Annotated in this window: 11 protein-coding genes; 3 read left to right on the top strand and 8 right to left on the bottom strand. The window is 31.9% G+C overall.

What is annotated here, in order from left to right; all coding sequences use genetic code 11:
- Positions 1–208: 208 nt before the first annotated feature.
- Together FYJ81_RS10610 and isaB are read right to left on the bottom strand one after the other, a co-directional pair.
- Entirely contained in the window at positions 209–4837 is a 4629-nt protein-coding gene (locus FYJ81_RS10610; protein ID WP_154409635.1) for a MucBP domain-containing protein, read from the bottom strand.
- Between the two features lie 421 nt (positions 4838–5258).
- Complete coding sequence (isaB, locus tag FYJ81_RS10605; RefSeq protein WP_107523461.1) at positions 5259–5855, bottom strand: immunodominant staphylococcal antigen IsaB family protein; 597 nt, start codon at positions 5853–5855, stop codon at positions 5259–5261.
- Between the two features lie 555 nt (positions 5856–6410).
- Here isaB and FYJ81_RS10600 point away from each other — a divergent pair.
- On the top strand, positions 6411–7343 hold the full coding sequence (locus FYJ81_RS10600) for a ketopantoate reductase family protein (protein ID WP_107386578.1): 933 nt from the start codon (positions 6411–6413) through the stop codon (positions 7341–7343).
- Between the two features lie 371 nt (positions 7344–7714).
- Here FYJ81_RS10600 and FYJ81_RS10595 read toward each other — a convergent pair whose 3' ends face one another.
- The 6 genes from FYJ81_RS10595 to FYJ81_RS10570 all read right to left on the bottom strand — a co-directional run bounded on the left by FYJ81_RS10595 (position 7715) and on the right by FYJ81_RS10570 (position 16473).
- Positions 7715–9652, bottom strand: coding sequence for a metallophosphoesterase (locus FYJ81_RS10595; protein WP_107523460.1), 1938 nt, complete (start codon positions 9650–9652; stop codon positions 7715–7717).
- Positions 9653–9907: 255 nt separating this feature from the next.
- Positions 9908–10123 (bottom strand): zinc ribbon domain-containing protein, encoded by a 216-nt coding sequence (locus FYJ81_RS10590; protein WP_046207202.1) that lies wholly within the window; start codon positions 10121–10123, stop codon positions 9908–9910.
- A gap of 321 nt (positions 10124–10444) precedes the next feature.
- The gene (locus FYJ81_RS10585; RefSeq protein ID WP_233435582.1) at positions 10445–10804 is read right to left on the bottom strand and encodes a GNAT family N-acetyltransferase; all 360 of its coding nucleotides are present in this window, start codon (positions 10802–10804) and stop codon (positions 10445–10447) included.
- A 161-nt stretch (positions 10805–10965) separates the two neighbouring features.
- Positions 10966–14118 carry a DEAD/DEAH box helicase gene (locus FYJ81_RS10580; protein ID WP_119517921.1) on the bottom strand — a complete coding sequence of 1051 codons (3153 nt, stop codon included), beginning with the start codon at positions 14116–14118 and terminating at the stop codon, positions 10966–10968.
- 290 nt (positions 14119–14408) lie between these two features.
- Positions 14409–14747, bottom strand: a complete 339-nt coding sequence (locus tag FYJ81_RS10575; RefSeq protein ID WP_107523750.1) for a nucleotide pyrophosphohydrolase — start codon at positions 14745–14747, stop codon at positions 14409–14411.
- Complete coding sequence (locus FYJ81_RS10570) at positions 14740–16473, bottom strand: DNA/RNA helicase domain-containing protein (protein WP_119536001.1); 1734 nt, start codon at positions 16471–16473, stop codon at positions 14740–14742. Before FYJ81_RS10570 ends, FYJ81_RS10575 begins: the two co-directional genes overlap by 8 nt.
- Positions 16474–16779: 306 nt before the next feature.
- Between FYJ81_RS10570 and FYJ81_RS10565 the strand changes: the two genes are divergently transcribed.
- Positions 16780–17175 carry a (deoxy)nucleoside triphosphate pyrophosphohydrolase gene (locus FYJ81_RS10565; RefSeq protein WP_107523761.1) on the top strand — a complete coding sequence of 132 codons (396 nt, stop codon included), beginning with the start codon at positions 16780–16782 and terminating at the stop codon, positions 17173–17175.
- Positions 17175–20057, top strand: a complete 2883-nt coding sequence (locus FYJ81_RS10560) for a DUF3427 domain-containing protein (RefSeq protein ID WP_119517907.1) — start codon at positions 17175–17177, stop codon at positions 20055–20057. The genes FYJ81_RS10565 and FYJ81_RS10560 overlap by 1 nt, the downstream gene beginning before the upstream one ends.
- Positions 20058–20159: the final 102 nt, after the last annotated feature.

Genomic DNA, 20159 nt, shown 5'->3' with positions numbered 1-20159 from the left:
GAAATAGATGAAATCTTAATACTCTAAAAGTTCCACTGTTTGATTTACTATCAATTTTGTAACGAACGTTCACCATAGGATTATTATGCTAGACAAATCAAAGAAGGATTAAGCAACTCATGATTGCTTAATCCTCAAATTTTATATTAGTTCTGATTAAAGTATTCGTAACATTTTAATCAGAACTACCGTTTTTAATTAAATGACTTTAATTTTTCTTTCTTCTAGAAACGGTAAGTATTATACCACCGATTAACGCTATTATACTCGCAAAAAATCCAGTATTATTTGTTTCACCTGTATTAGGCAATTGTTTCTCTCTCGTTGTATTAGTTGATGCTGAAACCTTTGTTGTATTTACCGTGCTTGATACATTTGATGTATTTAATGTATTAAGTTTATTAGGTGGATTCGACGCAACTGATGTACCTGGTGTATTTGGTGTATTTGGTGTATCCGGTTTATCCGGTGTATTCGGTTTATTTGGTGTATCTGGTGTATTTGGTGTATCCGGTGTATCTGGTGTATTTGGTGTATCCGGTGTATCTGGTGTATTCGGTTTATTTGGTGTATCTGGTGTATTCGGTTTATCCGGCGTATTTGGTGTATTCGGTTTATCCGGCGTATTTGGTGTATCCGGTGTATTCAGTTTATTTGGTGTATCTGGTGGTGTCGGATCTTTCTCATACGGTACTGGTGTATCCTTCGATGGATCCTTTGGATCCGTTATCGATGGTGGAATGTATCCTCTTTCTGGATGGTCTGGATCTACTGGAACCAATGGGTTCCCACTTGGATCTTTTGGTGTATAACCTGGAATATACGGTAATGGTGGATTATCTGACGGTTCTTCTGGCGTCTCATCATATCCTACCGGCGGTTGTTCTGTGCCTGGTTTACTTGGGTCATACGTGTCTCCTGCTTTTTCTGGAATATGTGGAATATATTTACCTAATTCTTTATAAATGTACGTAACAGACGTTGTTCCTTCTACAACTTTTCCTGTTTCATGATCCCCTTCTTTTACTTTTGTGAAGAAATACTTTTTACCATCTTTTTTAATGAATTTCGGCTTGTTGTCTGTTGTATCATACGCTGTATCTATGTTTGAGTTCGATGTATCCTCGACAGATTCTTTAATCGGATTTCCTGCTTCATCGACATAATTCACCACGACATTACCTTGTTTCACTTCTGGTGTTGGGTCTTTCTCGTACGGTACTGGTGTATCCTTCGATGGATCCTTTGGATCCGTTATCGATGGTGGAATGTATCCTCTTTCTGGATGGTCTGGATCTACTGGAACCAATGGGTTCCCACTTGGATCTTTTGGTGTATAACCTGGAATATACGGTAATGGTGGATTATCTGACGGTTCTTCTGGCGTCTCATCATATCCTACCGGCGGTTGTTCTGTGCCTGGTTTACTTGGGTCATACGTGTCTCCTGCTTTTTCTGGAATATGTGGAATATATTTACCTAATTCTTTATAAATGTACGTAACAGACGTTGTTCCTTCTACAACTTTTCCTGTTTCATGATCCCCTTCTTTTACTTTTGTGAAGAAATACTTTTTACCATCTTTTTTAATGAATTTCGGCTTGTTGTCTGTTGTATCATACGCTGTATCTATGTTTGAGTTCGATGTATCCTCGACAGATTCTTTAATCGGATTTCCTGCTTCATCGACATAATTCACCACGACATTACCTTGTTTCACTTCTGGTGTCGGATCTTTCTCATACGGTACTGGTGTGTCCTTTGATGGATCCTTCGGATCCGTTATCGATGGTGGGATGTATCCTCTTTCTGGATGGTCTGGATCTACTGGAATCAATGGATTTCCACTTGGATCTTTCGGTGTATAACCCGGAATGTATGGTAATGGTGGATTATCTGACGGTTCTTCTGGTGTTTCATCATACATTACTGGTGGCCTATTTGTGCCTGGTTTATTTGGATCATAAGCGTCTCCTGGTTTTTCTGGAATATATGGAATATATTTACCTAATTCTTTATAAATGTACGTAACAGACGTTGTTCCTTCTACAACTTTTCCTGTTTCATGATCCCCTTCTTTTACTTTTGAAAATAAATATAACTTCCCATCTTTTCCAATGACTTTCGGTTTGTGGTCTGTTGTATCATATACTGTATCTACGTTTGAGTTCGATGTATCCTCAACAGATTCTTTAATCGGATTTCCTGCTTCATCGACATAATTCACCACGACATTACCTTGTTTCACTTCTGGTGTTGGGTCTTTCTCGTACGGTACTGGTGTATCCTTCGATGGATCCTTCGGATCCGTTATCGATGGCGGGATGTATCCTCTTTCTGGATGATCTGGATCTACTGGAATCAATGGATTTCCACTCGGATCTTTCGGTGTATAACCTGGAATGTATGGTAATGGTGGATTATCTGACGGTTCTTCTGGCGTCTCATCATATCCTACCGGCGGTTGTTCTGTGCCTGGTTTATTTGGGTCGTACGTGTCTCCTGGATTTTCTGGAATATGTGGAATATATTTACCTAATTCTTTATAAATATATGTGACAGATGTTGTGCCTTCTACAACTTTTCCTGTTTCATGATCTCCTTCTTTTACTTTTGAGAAGAAGTACTTTTTACCATCTTTTTCAATAAATTTCGGTTTATGGTCTGTTGTATCATACGCTGTATCTACGTTTGAGTTCGGTGTATCCTCTACAGATTCTTTAATCGGATTTCCTGCTTCATCAAGATAGTCAATAACGACATTACCTTGTTTCACTTCTTCGTAAACGTAAGTAACCGTCTTCGTTCCTACTTGTATTTTACCTATTGGTGCGTCTGATGTAGTTAAGTGACCCTGATCATCTACTTTACCTATTGTATAAGTACCTGCTGAAACAAGTTTATAAATTTTTCCATTTTTTTCAATTGTCACTGGACGATTGTCTATTACAGTATCATAATCTGTTCCTGCTAACCCATCTTTAACATCTTCAACTGAAGCTTTTAGTTCATTACCCTCTGTATCAACATAAGCAACAACTACATCTCCTTTTTTGGTGATATAATAGTATTCGACAGTATCTGGATACTCAAAGTTATTCGAAATATCAAAAGTTCTTCCATTATCATATCGAGAATTAGTTACTTCACCCTTTTTCAGTCTCACAATAGAGCTAGACGTTGCATCTCCTCCATCATAATCTGAAACAGATATAGCTACATTTGATGGTAATCCATTTTTTTGGAAACGGAATTTTTGGAATATTACTTTACCTTCCAAACCGAGTTGTTGATATCTCCCTTCAGATTCACCACCTACAATTTTTTCTCTAAATTCATAACCATTAGGATTTTTTTCAAAATCATAATTCATATCTGGAAGATTGTTAGCTGCTATTCTTCCTTTATCTACACTACTGCCATTCACTGGATCAAATGTATCTGGTGCTTTGGCATAAGTAAACCACACTTCACTTTCTACAGTACTTTTATTATCAAGGATTTTATCTTTACGATACATTGTGCCACGGCTAGTTGTCGCTTTGCTATATCGAACATTACCAACTATTTTAGAAGATTGTTTGTTAATTTTTCCATTTTGATTAAGCGGTGCTCTTGTGCTATCTAATGCGTATCCATCAATTTCTGGAGGTTCTGTTGTATAAGCACTCTTTGTCCATCCATACTGTGTGTATGGTGGCGCAATTTCTCTACCTTGTTCATCATAATAATATGTTGTCTGGCCTTTCCAATGTGGTAACACAATTGAATAACTCACAACCTCACCCGTTACCAATTGTGCAGAACTGCCGTAGATAGGAAGGAAATTGGACGGTTCATTTCCATCGATTTTATTTAACCTGTAAGAAAATCCATTCTTTTTTGCAACTATATTTAAAAAAGTCACTTCATCGAGTTGAATATCACTAGGTGTAATGGTCTTGATATCAATCTCTTTTATTAAAGTTACTTTATCTTTGTCAAATACCGTAACGAAGAACTTTGTGGGTGCACCTACGTGATCTACATCCTCTTTTCTAACAGAAAATACATATTGTTTGTCACCACTTTTACCTCTTCTAGCCACTTCGAACGTATATTGTTTGGGATCTGTTGCTTTATGAATTTTATGTGTCACCTTATTATTAGTTGGAAGATCAGAGTTAACACTATAGCCTTCTGCAGGAGGTTGAGATAAACTTTCATCGGCTCTTCTAAACATGCTATTTGAATCATATGACTCTGAGATGTCACGTTTTTTTATAGATTTAGGTTCCATATTTGACGATATACGCTCGACTGTTGATACATCTTTTTGACTTTCCGTAGTTTTTAGCACCTCTTTTGAAGGTACATTTTCTAATCTTGAAGTGTCTTTTTGGTTTTCTGATATTTCTGGTATTTCTTTTGAAGACGTGTTCTCTGATTTGGAAACGTTTACTTGATTCTCTGTTGCTTCCGTTATTCCTTTTGTATTTACATTCTCTACTTTTGGAGTGTCTATTTGATTCTCTATTGCTTCTGGTGTTTCTTTTGAAGATGTATGCTCAGGTTTTGAAGCATCTGTTTGATTTTCTGATGTTTCCAGTGCTGATTTCGAGGACACTTTTTCTGCTTTTGAAACGTCGCCTTGGTTTTCTGATGCTTCTGGTGCTGCTTTTGAATCTATGGTTGCGCTATCTACAGTCAAAGAAGGTTTTCCATCAATTTCAGCAGCGGACACATCATTTGTTGTACCAACAAATAATATAGCGCCTATTAAAACACTAACTGCACCAAAATGGTATTTTTTGATTGAAAAACGTTGTTTCTGTTCGTGTTGTTTGAAAATTTTCATTTTCTTTTCTCCTTCCTTATATAAAACTTACTTATATCTTAATATCACTCCATTCAATTGTCCACAATGATTTATATTTATTCTTTAAAAAATTCGGACATTTATTATTTATTTAAAATAAAATCAAAGAATTTAAAATTTATAGCGTGATATAGCAGTGTGAATTGCTTTTAAAGACTGATTTAATTCCAAAAAGTTACTATATTTACAAAATAACGCGCTAAAAATTTCATGAATTTGTCGGAAATAGCAATGGCTTTACTGATTGTCATCAATTCATTAGTACTGGCGATTTAATATAAAAAAAGAACTAAACCCTTATGGGCTAGCTCTTTTTTATTTAAATACTATTTATTTTTCTCTTTAATTTCTAATAAGTGCAGTAGTTGACTAGAGTGATTTAGTAAAATACGACATTGAATTATTGCCCAATAATTATTTTAGTTAAATAACCATCTTCATCAAAGAATCCCTTATATGAACCGCCATTATTTGTATAAAATGGAACCATTGTCTCATCTTCTAATTCTGAAGCATCATCGTCTTTATCCATGTTAGATTCATGTGCTTTTATAAATTCTGATTTAGTTACAGATTTGGGTTTCGTTTTAAAGCTCATTTGGATAACTTCGTCTTTATCGTTAAAATCTATCGTTGTATCGTAAATTGTTTTGCTATAGGCATAATCTTTATTTGCTTTAGGGTCTACTATATATCCATTGATAGTTGCATTGTCATATTTCATAGCTCTAACGAAATTATAATCTAACGTAAATGTTGGATCGTATGTCGTATAGCCTTCATACTTATACCATGGTGTTTGTGATTGTAATTTTGAAACACTCTGATTATTCATACTTTCTCCACCACTTGAACCGCCTTCACCACTACCCCATTTTTGAACTTGTTCCGCTGCTTGCACGTCATTAGTTATCGTCGAAAAATACGTTGCTGAGGATCCTATTACAAGTGTTGATACAACGGCCGTCGTCGATAATAATCTAGTTACTTTACGCATAATCAATCACCCCTTTAGTATTGAGTACCGCTTGGCTTTAGTTATTTAAACTCCATTCAAGTGGAACAATCTCTAAATTAGTAACGATTTCTCAATTTCCCATCAAATGATTGCGATTGGCAACCACACTTATGCTTCTATTTACGATGTTTGAACTAAATAATAATGACAAGTCGCTATATCATGACAATCATTTAACAGTCGTTTGAAATTATCACTCCTACGATTTGGCATAGGTTAAATACATGGTGTAATTATTCACTTTCATCATACATTATATCTTATTAAATGCAAGTATATATAATATTTCGATGGAAGATGACTAACAATGCATATTCATTATTTGTGGGTTTTTATCTCCTTTTAATTTTCACGTAATTATCCATATATTTAAGATTTAAAAGTTATTAACGATTCAATTACCTCTTTACAACCATCACATAAACATTCAAGTAATTATAAATTGTACAATATTGTTGACGATATATGTAAATGATATAGTTAAAGTGTATTTTAATATTTTTCAAACTGAAAATAACGAAGGAGCGTATTTCGATGTATAAGATAGGCATAGCAGGAGCTGGCGCAATGGGTGGACGAATTGGTGTATCCATAAAAGAAGCTGGCTATGATGTTACACTTATTGATAATTGGGAAGCACACGTCAAACGTATTAATACAGATGGTATGGACATTAAAACAGAAACGGATAACTATTCAGTCAACATCCCAGCAGTATTAACAAAAGATGTTTCAACTGAGTTTGACCTTATCATTATCTTGACCAAGGCTATGCACTCTGAAGCAATGTTACAACAATTACAAGAAGCTGGTTGCATCCATCAAAATACAGCTATAATGAGTATGATGAATGGCTTAGGTCATGAAGAACGACTATCACAAATTGTTCCTTTATCCCAAATTTATCTAGCAGTAACGATGTGGACTGCAGGTCTACGTGGACCAGGACAACTGTTACTAGAAGGTGAAGGATCTATATATTTACAAAGCGCAGACGGTGAAACCGATGACCATACGCATGCTATACTTCAAATTCTCAATGATGCAAATTTGAATGCCCAAATTAGTAGTAATGTATTCGAAGCAATATGGTCTAAAGCTACATTAAATAGTGTGTTAAATCCTTTATGCACGATATTAAACAAAACGATTTATGAATTTGGTAATTATCCGGCTTCAGCTGAAATGGTTATGCCTATCATTGAAGAAATTGTCGCAGTTGCTAAAGCAAAAGACATTCACTTAGACAGTCATGCACTATTAAAAAAAGTTGAAGCAGCTTATCCAAAAGAGGCACAGGGCCTTCATTATCCATCAATGCATCAAGATTATTCAAACGGACGTTTAACTGAAATAGATTACCTTAATGGACAAATAGCTGCTTATGGAAAAACATTCAACATACCTACACCCATTAATGCTATGCTCACCCATCTTGTACATCAATTAGAGTCAAAATTACAATAACTACAAAAGACAAATTTAATTATTATTATGCTATCGACGAAGTGTTTCTCAGCACTTCGTCTTTATTTTGTGTTCAATACTGAATCAGGTAAGTATTTAAATAAAAATAGAGTTGCAGGACCACTAAATTTTTAGTTTCTGCAACTCTGACTATTCTTCACTTATGTGGTTGTTAAATATCGTATTTCTCTAAAATTGCGATGTAAGTAAAAATGAATACTTGCGATATATAACGTGATAAAGTTCAACATAACAATTTCAATACACACTTAATATAAACGGTAGCGTATAGTGACGGCATACAACCCGATGACTTACCGCTCTATATTTCGATAAAATTATCACTTGTCATATCATAACTAAAAGCGAGTTTAATTATCATCTTTATTAATACGAACACGATCAATCGGGTCACCAAGTTTTTCATTACCTTGTGGTACATGGTATGTTAATACTTCAATATAATCCTTCGTGATATTCACTTTCGTATAAGCAGGTTGGTTATCCTGTATTGATTTAACTGCATAATCCTTTTTTCCATCTAATTCATAGAATTTGCTGCCACTAGCAGAGTTTAATGTTACATAAATTGTACCGTTGGGATTTGAATATGTTTGTGGTGCTGCGCCATTTTCATCCCATTTTACTTGAGCATCTTTACCATTCATAACATGTGAACGACTATAAGAATGGTCGTGTCCACCTAATACTAAATCAACATTGTACTTTTTCATCAACGGCGCAAATTTGTCACGTCTGATTTTTGTTGCTAATTTATCAGAATGTTTACCTGCTGAATATGGATTTCTGTGAGTGAGTGCGACAATCCACTTGGGATTTTGATCTTTAGTATCTGCAATCGCACGTTTCATCGTCTCTTCGTGCCCTTTATAATCCAAACTCTCAGAATTCAAACTGACAAAAAGTGTATCATTGTGCGTAAAATAAAAATCAGAACTCGCTAGATTTTTACCACCATTTTGCAAATTAGGAAGATTAAAATGTTCGGAATAAGCTTTATTGGCACGATCATGATTACCTAAAGTAGGTACAACTGTGAAATTTTCCATCCCTTTTGCTTCTATAAAACCACTATATGCCTTTTCATCCCAAGGCAAATTGACTTGATCTCCCAAGCTCATTAAGAAATCTGGATTTTTATTTAACTGTGCCATTTGATTCACAGTATTTTGCCATCCTGCATTATCCGCTACTAAATCTCCTGAAGCACCTAGTTGTGGATCGGCGACTGCGATAAAATTCGTTTCTCCATTATTATTCGTATCAAAACGACGTATCGGGGATTTTTCTCCATTAACACCGTTAAAAAAGTGATACATGTATGTTGTATTTTCTTCTAAATGAGGTAGCGTTGCATGGGTATAATTCATTTTTGGTATATCTTTATTTAACAAGCGTTTTGTATTGCTACCCTTATGTGTTTCTCCTTCAAGACGTCTTGCATTAGAAAAATCACCCTGCTCATTTGCTTCTGCAATTTCCACATAACCTTGCTCGTCGGATTCATGATACCAAGTTAAATTCTTTTCTGTGTTATCTTTGCCAATCGTCATGATCGCATAACGATGGTCATTAGATTGTGTTTGTTTTGTAGTTGTTTTTTTATTATTTGATTCTTGGATAGTACGCTCAGTGTTATTTTGTTGGGGTGAATGATTTTGCTGATTTGTATTCTTTATTGTAGCCGCTTCATCTGATGGTAACGATTTGTTCGACTTATGATTATCTTCTGTTGTTCCTTTATCTAATTGTTCTTCTTTGGGCTGTTGCTCTGAAGTAGCATCATCAGTTTTACCCGCTTCATTTTCCCAGTGTTGATTATTTCCTGGGTTATACTGATTGGACGTTGATTGATTTGGTAACTTTAGTTGTTCTTTCGCTGCTATATATGATTCTTTTTGTTGTTGGTTATCAGAAGATTGTATATGTTTATTACTTTCATCTTGTTGCTTATATGTAATTTGTGTATCTTGATCTACTTCCTCGTCGGCATTTTTAGAAGAAGTTAAATTTTGATTATTATTTGCTTTTGACTGTGCCTTTGTATCATTTTCTGCATCTTCCTGATCATCACCCTCTATGTTAGCTACTTTATTAGTAGGTGATTCTGTTTCCAACACTTTATCTGAAGTTTGTGGCACATTATTCTCATTTTGTTTCATTTCATGGGTTGTTGCTGCTGTTGTTTTTTGTTGATTCTCTAATTCCGATGCACTAGCATCTTGTGTCCCTACAAAAATACCTGCCGCTGACATCGTAAATATGATACTCGAGGTGCTTTTTTTCATAAAATAACGCCACTCCTATCTATTTTTTAAGTTACCAATTCATATTGATTACCACGAACGTAACAAAATAGTATTAAGTTCAAATTAAATAGAAGTAAATGTTAAATTAAAAAAGTGAACTAGAAATCTAATTAAAAAGATTTCATAGTCCACCTCATAAAGTTGACTAGTTATAAAATACGATAACATTTCACCTGCATTTATACAGTTATAGTAAAACAGTATTTTATGCACCGTCGTAATTATTTATAATTTCTATCCTCCAAAGAATAAATCGACAATATCTGTTGTTCTATTTTTATCCACTTTATAAAATTCTGTATACCCACAATTTTTACATGTTATTGTTGTAAAATTATTATGTTGCAAGTCAAATATTTTAGAAAAACCTGAGCCTGTCGCTGAAAGTGTTCCTTCTTCAATTTCTGTATGTCCACACTTAACACAACCTTTATGTGTTTCTGCTGCCATTATTTTCCACCCCTTTGTCATAAGCGTTATTATGTACATATCACTGATATGGCCACTTTAAACTTTATGGGATGTTATAGGCGTTGTGTATTCGCATGTATTTAGTTACATCATTGGTTTATCGCAAGTGAATAATTTAGGGTTCTCAATAGTTACTGTCCCTAAAGTGAGTTTGAAAAATTATACATCTTATCTATAAATACTTTACGTCTTATAAAATCAACTAGAATCACAAATTTTTATAATAGATATAAAAAACACTTTCAAGGTATTAATCTTGAAAGTGCATATAATCTGTTTCTTTATTTAATATAATTAACGTTAATTGTGTGGATTTCGGTTATTATTCCATTCCATAAGATATTCATGTTCATGAGTCTCTTTTTCAAACTCTTTAGATATTATTTCAAATTGGTGCTTTGAGTAAAAACGAATAGCCCTTTCATTTTTCTCATATACGTGTAACTTAAGCGCATTATAATCACTTTTTAATCTTTTCAAAAACAATCTTCCTATACCTTTATTACGGTAACTATCTTTAATAAAAATACCTGCAATATAGTTCGCATATAAGCCAGCGAATCCAACAATTTGATTATTAGCATAATACACGTAAATTGTTGAATCTGGAAGCATCTTTTTTACTTTTTCAAGGTTAGCAATCCAATAATCACGATTCACAAAATAATGTGTATCTAAATTAGAATTCAACCAAATATTTGAAATATCATCTATTTCTTCAGAATCAGGAGCTTCTAACTTTTTTAAAATTATAATGTTCCTCCAATTATATTATTTATTTGCTTAAATATCACAAAATTTTACAGTTCTAAATTATGTTATTAATTGATGTTTTTTTCTTTAAATATAATTTCATAAAATGGCTTCGTCTGTATTCTTCGAAGGTCACCTATAACATAGAATTCTTTTTTAGCCCTTGTAACTGCTACATTTAATAAGTTTGGTTTCTCACATGACCAATTCACAGCACCATCTTGAGTGTTGTCAGTACCTACTACAAAGTATACTTTATGTGCTTCTTTTCCTTGGAAAGTATGAACCGTACCTATAGATTTATTAACCCAGTTATTGATTCTCTCACGTTCAACATTAATTTTCGTTGGTAATTGTGATTTCACTATACGCTTAATTTGTTGTTGTACTGCTGAAAATGGAGATATTACAAAAGAGCTCGGTTCTATCTGATTAGCTTTTATCGCTTCATTCCAATCATTAACGAGTAATTCAAATACTTTTTCACCATGTTCCTTCACATATTGTTTTTGTACTGAAGTTCCACTTACATTATGACATCCTATCCTCCCAATTTGTTTAATATCATTAGGTAGTACCATTTTATTATTATAGGCAATTTGATTAGCTACTGTGAACATAGGTTTTAAACAACGTCTATGAACCCAAAGCGGAATACCTATCCAAGTTTTTTGCCCTTCTCCTGTAGAATCCTTTTTCCAAAATCCATAATAATTAGCATGGTCTGCAACAGATTGGACGGATGCTTCTTTTGATAGTAAGCGTTCTGAAATATTATAATTTTTACGGATGTTATCTATTAAATGACTTTCTAATGTAACAACAGGCTCTATTTGAATAGGATCACCTACAGCTATTACTTTTTTAGAACGATATAAAGCACCTACAGCTGCTTGAGGAACAGCTTGTCCCGCTTCGTCTATGAATAAATAATCGATAAAATCTTTGGGGATACCTTGATACATAGTTTTAAAGCTCGCAAATGTCGTACTTACAATTGGAAATATCAGATGTATGACATTCCATGCGTTATATACTAACTCAGGCTTTGTATCTATCAATTTGCGTCTATCTTTAAAATCTTTGATGGCATAATAAACTGATGTATTATTAGCAATTAATAATAGTTTATGCAATATCATTGCTCTTAAAAATAACATTGCTCGTCTATACTGCAACTCATCACTCGTCCATAAATTAGAAACTTGTCGCTCATCATAATTAGCGTTACTCCAAAAGTCTTTGGAAGGAATTGTAATATTTGATTCATTACGAAATGCTTCGAATTCCTGCACTTTAAACTCAACATTTTCTAATTCGTTTTGAATTTTTAATGATGTGTTTTTTAATAATTCTTGTTTATTAGTATTGTTAGTAATATCATCTTGTTTAGCCTTTTTAACTTTCTCTAAGTTCAACTTCTGTGCTAATAGCTGTTGTCTTTCTTGATTATATTTCTGAAATTGTTCATCTTCTTCTGTGCTAAACATAGCTTTTAATTTATTGACTAAACCTTTGTTACTATCTTTTATTGAGTGGATTAAGTCATTGATAACATCTAATTGTTTATCATAATGATTGATTTGCTTTTCTAAATCAATTAATTTTTTATTGTCTTTCTCTATTTCAATTTCTATTTTTTGTATATTATTTTTTACTGATTGTTCTTCAATTTTAAGTGAATTTTCTTTATTTATAGATTGTTCATAACCTTTATAAACTTCGAATGCTTTAATAGATTCCCTTTTCAATTTTTCTACATTTTTGAGTTCATCTGAAAATAATTGTTGCTGTGCTTTCCATTCTTTCTTTAATTCTTGAGTACTAAAATTATTATTCTCGTTTTGTAGCAATTTAGCAAAACCAATAGTGTCTTTCTCTTGCTTTAGGAGATGATTTAAAACTTCATTAATATTTTTACTGTTACCCAATACACCCGAAAACATTCCCCATGCTTTTTCACCGATTAAATCTTCAGCTATTTCAGCAAAATTGTCTAACTCTTGCGCTAACACTGCATAAGCTTTTTCATATTCCGGAAATTTACTGTTTTCAGGTTTTCTAATAATCTCTTCTAATTTTGGTAAATCTTTAGAAATATTTTCAACTGCTCCATTATTACCCGAAGCAACAACCATCTTATATTGTGAAATAGCATCTTTTAAAAGATATACATCCTTTTCATCAGTTTCATGTAGCTTTGTTTTTTTAAATGCGCTTTTAGGATTATCAAGCTTAGCTAATTCTTTACCTCTTTCAACTACAAAGTGTGCAAATACATCTTTTAATAACGTTGTCTTACCCGTACCAGGTGGTCCATTGACTGAACTAATCTTTTTATCACTACTCGTTATCTGATTTACAGCAACTTGTTGCATTAGAGATAGTCTGAATTCAGTCTTGGAAGGCCAACGTCCATCAGGTAGTTGTGACGGATGTAGAAATTGTTCGATAAGTTCTTTATTCTCGTCAACTTCTGTTCGTTGATCCTCCTCTAATCCTTCTATATAGTCTACTAATGTTTGGTTCGGACTTTTCTTAGCTATTTCAATATCACTTATAAAGAAACTATTAAATTCTGGTTGGGGTAATTCATTCTTTTTCACAAATTCTATAGCTACATAATGTGGAAACAAGCCATCTTTTTTTAAATTTAATACTGAAAAATACTTATCGTAGGCTTTATCCATTTTTTCCAATTTTTGTTCGTTGATAGGTTCATCTGCTAAAATTTCATTAACTTTCTGTAAAAATTTTTCAACTGAATCATTAAATTGTTCTTCAATATTTGCATTTCTATCTTTTTCGATTTCTTTTAATGCGCTCATAATCATTGGAATATGTATCGAATCGCTTTTAACTTTCCCATTTTCATCAATATTGAAAGTATATCCATAACAATGTGCTACATTAGGATTATGAATTTCTGAATGACTATCAAAAATATCTTGAATTTTCAGATTAATTTCATTATAACGAAAACAATGTCTATAAAACTTAAAAATTCTTTCACCTTTCACTTTCTTTTCATCTGAAATGATAAAACGATGGTCCTTCCATATATCAAAGTATTTATTAAAACTTTGAAGTTGTTTTTGCTTACATTCATTTTTAAAATGATCAGCCAACAATGTATCTTTAGATGTATAACGCACTTTTCCAGGACTTAAAGATTCTATTAATAACCATGCTGACAAAGTATCTTTTACCAAATCTCCCATCATAACCCACCTTGATTATTTAAAATTTTTGACTTAGCACTATTTTAACAAACAAAACAACAAAATTAATTGGTTTTCAAAATATTTCGAAAATTGCATAAGTATTTTTATTCCATATAAATACTTTAATGTACGTTCATAATGATGAACAATGCAGGCTAAAATTCTCCGAATACACTATCTATAAATATAAAGATCCCCCATACAAGATGAAAAAGTTTGTGTCAACATCTTGCAATGGGAACATCTAAGAAATCATCACTGGCTTTAAAACCGAAAAATACATCTAGTTATAAATCTTTGTATTTAGTATTTGAATCTTTGCTTTTGTCTATTGGGTACTTTTTAGCATTTTTCACTAGTTTCTTACGGATAATTTCATTAATATCAAAATCTAAATTATCTGCTAACATGTAACTATAGATTAATACATCTGCTAATTCTTCTGCTAATCTCTCATGTTTAGTATCCACTACCTCTTCAGGGGATTTCCATTGAAATAGCTCAAGTAACTCAGCTGCTTCTAAACTAATTGACAAAGATAAGTCCTTTTCATTGTGAAATTGTCTCCAGTTACGCTCATCTCTAAATTGATTGATTTCTCTTAATACATCTTTTGTTTCATTCATTTTTATCACCTTTTGATGCTTTTTTTAGTGCTTCCCTCAACTGGTCATCTACTGCATAAATATATAATCCATTTACACCACGAGTTAATAATACGTTCAATTCATTTTTAAGCAACATTTCTGAGAAATATTGCTTTGAACCGTCCTCTAATGTTCTTCTACGAGTAGCTTTTTTATTGGCACTGCCACTTTCGTCAAAAACTATCTTTCCGTTTCTATATTTTACGGAAGGCCCGATGACTACTCCAGCAAAGTTTAAATCTAGACCTTGAATAGTATATGTTGAACCTATTTCACATATAGATTGTTCTTGTTCAACCCATGGTAATTTTGACTGCTTTCTACTTACTTTAAGTTGGTAATTCCATGGCATTGACCAATCGCCAACCTTCACTCTCCAGTAATCCTCATTTTCAGGAGATTTGTTTTTATTATATTGCCAATCAAAGGTAGCTAGCATTCTTGATATACCACTATCTGTATTTTGAGCTTTATCTCTTATGGATTTCTCTAACGCATCAGGCGTATCAAAAATTTTAATCTTATACCCTTTGTTATCATAGGGAATATTCTTAATTGTTTGATTGTCAACCAAATTTCTTATCCAATGAATTGTTGTTTCATCACTATTAATCCGCATTTGATTTTTTAAAGTAACATGGTTATTTTTATTTTTTGCACATTCAAAATATTCATTTAATTTATCTTTTTCCCAAATTTGTTCAGTTGTAAGCACTTGTTTTAAATCAAAAACAATAACTACAACTTTAGCCCTTTCTAATAAATCATTTAAATGATTCTTACCTTGGTAACTTTGCTTCCCTTGAGTTAAAAGTAAATGTGCTTCATCTACAATTACAACGTCTACTTTTTCATTTGATGAATGATTATTAATAAAGCTAGTTGGTTTACTTACAATGTTATTCATTTTAGTCGAAATACCCAATTTAGTAACTATTTGATTATAGATTGATACATGCTCATCTTGATTTACTAATAGATGAATATCTAAATTTTTATCTAAATCTAAATTATACTTCCCAATTTCATAAAGCAATGTACTCATTAAAACTGTTTTTCCTGAGCCTGCTTCACCCTCAACGATTATCAATTGTCCAACTTCATTTAAAATAACAGATTCTTTAATTTTATCTAATATCTCTTCTTTTGCGTTAATTTGCTCTTGAGTCAATTTATGAAAAGGAGAGGCTTTAAATATTGCTGAATCCTTAATAATGCTTTCAATTGGAAATAAAGATTTATTTTTTTCATTTAATGATTTCCAAATATCCGAGAATATTTCTTCTAACTTATCAGAAGTAAAGTATTCATTTTGTTGATTTGTTCTACTATTATGAACCCTAGAAATTTTATCTACACTTAATAAATATTGCATTAATCTATTTTCAATATCTAATGTTAATGACTTATTAAACAATTCATGGCCAATCACATACATTGATGAATGATTTGATTTAGAAAAGTCTTCCCAAAATGTTTTCATTTTTCTATCTATATTGAGATGTTGTCTCGTTCTATTTCTAATATCTGCTGTTTCTCCAACATAAACTTCAAAATTATTTGCACTTTTTTTATTATTTATTATGTATACAGTTGGATATCTTAATAAATATTTTCCATCTAATGAAGTTTTCCATTTTTGGACTGAATTATTAAGATTTTCTAATGAATATTTCATATTTTCTATCTTTAACAAGTTCCCCATTTGCATCACCTATTCGATTATCATCTATCAGTTTCTATTTTATCAATTTTGTGATAATTTTATATACTTTTTTAAATATTTAATATAAAAAGCTTAAATTTTCATGATTATCTAAAAGGTATTTTTTGCTCTTCTTAAAATTTTATTAATTTCTTATACAAATTCTACTGTATCTAAACATTCTTCCTCTGATATTTTCAGTTTTTGAAAAATCACACTTTATTCTATCGCAAATCTATGTTTTATTACTTTTACCACAATATTTTGTTAAAATATAAAATAAACATGCTATTTGGAGGTAATATTTTGAAAAAACAAATCGAGGTTGTTGGTGCTGTTATTTTTTCTGATAATAAAGTTCTTTGTGCACAAAGAAATGAGAATATGAGTTTGCCTCTTATGTGGGAATTCCCTGGTGGTAAAATTGAAAAAAATGAATCTGAGATTGACGCATTAAAACGTGAAATAAACGAAGAAATGTTATGTGATCTTGAGGTTGGTAATAAAATTACCTCAACTACTTATGAATATGATTTTGGAATTGTTAATCTTCATACTTATAAATGTAAATTAAAAGAAAAAATGCCTACACTAACTGAACATAAAAGTATTAAATGGTTAAATATTCAAGAATTAGAATCATTAGAATGGGCGCCGGCAGACATACCGGCTGTGAAAATCATTGTAGATGGGGGACAATAGTGGATAATTTATTAGAAGACTTTAATCAGTCGCTACATAAAGGATTTATCGATCGTACAATCCCCCATAAAGGGAACTTCATGCCTAAGTTATTGATTAATAATAAAGATGAGAATGTACTTTCAACAATTATTAATGAATTATATAAATGCAAATCATTTACAATTTCAGTAGCTTTCATTACCGAAAGTGGTTTAGCTAGTTTAAAATCTCACCTTTATGATTTAAATCAAAAAGGTATTCGCGGAAAGATTATTACTTCTAATTATTTAGGTTTTAACTCACCTAAGATGTATAAAGAGTTATTAAAGCTTAAAAATGTTGATGTCAGATTAACTGATGTCAACGGATTTCATGCCAAAGGTTATGTGTTTGAACATGAACATTATGCTTCCATGATCGTAGGCAGTTCTAATCTAACTTCTAATGCATTAAAGGTAAACTATGAACACAACATTTTACTCTCCACACAAAAGAACGGTGACCTTGTTTATAATATAAAAGCTCAGTTTGATGAATTATGGAGCAAGAGCATACCTCTTTCAGATACTTGGATACAAGATTATGAACTTATATATGATGAACAATCTTTAAAAAATGCGCTACATATTGCAAGGGAAAAAAGGGTTATGCAAGATAACATTGAACAAACTATGAAAATCGAGCCAAACATTATGCAGAAAGAAGCCTTACATTCTTTAGCTGAACTTAGAAAAAGTGGAAAAAACAAGTCATTGATTATATCTGCAACTGGTACAGGTAAGACAATCTTATGTGCATTAGATGTGAGAAATTATAATCCAAATAAATTTTTATTTATCGTTCATAACGAAGAAATTTTACATAAAGCAATTGAAGAATTCAAAAAAGTATTACCTTTTTCCAAAGATGAAGACTTTGGATTATTAACAGGTAAGTATAAGGAAACTCATGCTAAATATTTATTTGCTACAATTCAAACTTTATCTAAAGATGATATTTATAATAATTTTGATCAAAATCATTTTGACTACATAGTATATGATGAAGCACATCGTTCTGCAGCAAAATCATATCAGAAAGTGTTTAATTATTTCTCACCTGACTTCACTCTTGGAATGACAGCTACACCCGAAAGAACAGATAACTTAAATATATTTGAAATGTTTGATTACAATATTGCTTATGAAATTCGATTACAAAAAGCTCTTGAAAGTGAAATACTTTGTCCTTTCCATTATTTTGGTGTTACAGACTATATTCATAAAGGAAAATCAACAGATGATTTTAGCAGATTAACTGATTTAACTTCTGATGAAAGAGTAAAACATGTATTAGAAAAAACACAATACTATGGTTATTCTGGTGAAGAATTAAAAGGACTTATATTTGTTAGCAGAAAAGACGAAGCTAAAGATTTAGCTGATAAACTAACATTACTTAATGTGCCTTCTGATGCACTGACGGGTGAAGACAGTTCAGAAAAGAGACAAAAAGTGATAGAGCAACTTAAATCTGGTGAGATAAATTACATTGTAACCGTTAATTTATTTAACGAAGGTATAGATATTGCACCTGTAAATCAAATTGTCATGTTAAGAGAAACTGAATCAAGTATAATCTTTATTCAACAGCTTGGTAGAGGGCTTAGAAAAAGCGAAAACAAAGAATATGTAACGGTTATAGACTTTATAGGTAATTACGAGAAGAACTATCTTATTCCAATAGCTTTATCAGGCGATCAGTCTCAAAATAAAGATAACTATAGAAGATTTTTAACGAGTAATACAGCATTAATGGGTGTTTCAACAATCAACTTCGAAGAAGTCGCTAAAAAGAAAATATACGACTCACTTAAGCAAGTTAAATTAAGTGCCGCTTCTCACATCAAACAAGCATATAATGAAGTTGAACAAAGAATTGGTAGATTGCCTTTACTCATGGACTTTATTAGACAGAACTCTATAGATCCAAGTGTTATATATTCAACAGACAGTTCATATAAAAACTATAATGATTTCCTCGTTAGAGCCAAGAAAATAGAAGAACAGTTAGATAAAAATGAAAATCTCAATTTAACATTTTTATCACGAGAAATTGCACCTGGTTTAAAGAATGTAGATCATACTATTTTAAACGCAATAATTAATAGACCCTATAAGATAAATGAGCTATTAACCATTGCTCAAAATGTAGATCCAAACGTTACCTTAGAAGATATTCAAACAACTTTAAAAATATTAAATTTTAGTTTTTTTAGTAAAGATATTAATAAAACCTATGGCAAACCAATCGCCAACATTTCAAATGATGAAGTAACGTTAACAGAGTCTTTTGCTGCATCACTTGAAAAATTACTTTTCAAAACATATGTCGAAGATATAATAGAATTAGCAAAATATAACAATAAAGTACATCACAAAAACCAAAATGGATTACTACTTTATAACAAATATACAAGAAAAGATTTTGTTAAATTACTAAATTGGAAATCAGATGAATCCGGAAATATCAACGGATATAAATTCGGTAATAATACTTTACCAATTTTCATAACATATCATAAACAAGAAAATATCAGTGACAATACTAAATACGAAGACGAATTCCTAAGTCCTGATGAACTTAAATGGTTTACAAGATCAAAAAGAAAATTAACCTCACCAGAAGTACAAAAAATATTAGCACATCAGAAGAACAATATAGATATGTATATCTTTGTAAAAAAAGAAGATGTTTTAGATGGAAATGAATTTTATTTCCTGGGAAAAGCACACTACTTAGATGGTACAGCTGAACAAACAACGATGCCAAACGAGAAAAAAAACAACATTGTAACGATGACATTGTCTATGGAAACACCTGTAAAAGATGAAGTTTATAGATATATATTGGAGAATTAGAAAAAATAAGAGCAGAAATTCAAGTTTAATAATGAATTTCTGCTCTTGTTGCTTTTTTTCGTAACTATTAATAGAAGTAATCTCACTTATGATGCACTTCTT

This window comes from Staphylococcus sp. McC-251-APC-3A2 (assembly GCF_009695665.1).
GTDB classification, from domain to species: domain Bacteria; phylum Bacillota; class Bacilli; order Staphylococcales; family Staphylococcaceae; genus Staphylococcus; species Staphylococcus cohnii.
Note: the sequence above shows the minus strand (reverse complement) of the source record. Positions and strands in the feature narration are given on the sequence as shown.